The 244-nt window shown below is 45.1% G+C and carries 1 tRNA gene and 1 rRNA gene; both read right to left on the bottom strand.

The features are described from left to right. Nucleotide 1: 1 nt before the first annotated feature. Nucleotides 2–75, bottom strand: a tRNA-Ile gene (locus ACJDU8_RS25910). Nucleotides 76–179: 104 nt separating this feature from the next. After that, nucleotides 180–244 (bottom strand): 16S ribosomal RNA (locus ACJDU8_RS25905); the annotation flags it as partial.

Genomic DNA, 244 nt, shown 5'->3' with positions numbered 1-244 from the left:
GTGGGCTTAAATGGACTCGAACCATCGACCTCACGCTTATCAGGCGTGCGCTCTAACCAGCTGAGCTATAAGCCCATTTGAAGGAATAATCCCTCAAAATTAAACAGAATAAGTGGTAACTTATTTATCTTCAATTCCAGCTTTTAAGGCAAGTTATACCCTGCCTTTCGACTCCTTAGAAAGGAGGTGATCCAGCCGCAGGTTCTCCTACGGCTACCTTGTTACGACTTCACCCCAATCACTA

This window comes from Candidatus Clostridium eludens (assembly GCF_045310515.1).
In the GTDB taxonomy this organism is placed as follows: domain Bacteria; phylum Bacillota; class Clostridia; order Clostridiales; family Clostridiaceae; genus Clostridium_B; species Clostridium_B eludens.
The sequence above is the reverse complement of the archived record's forward strand: the minus strand, read 5'-3'. Positions and strand labels throughout refer to the sequence as shown.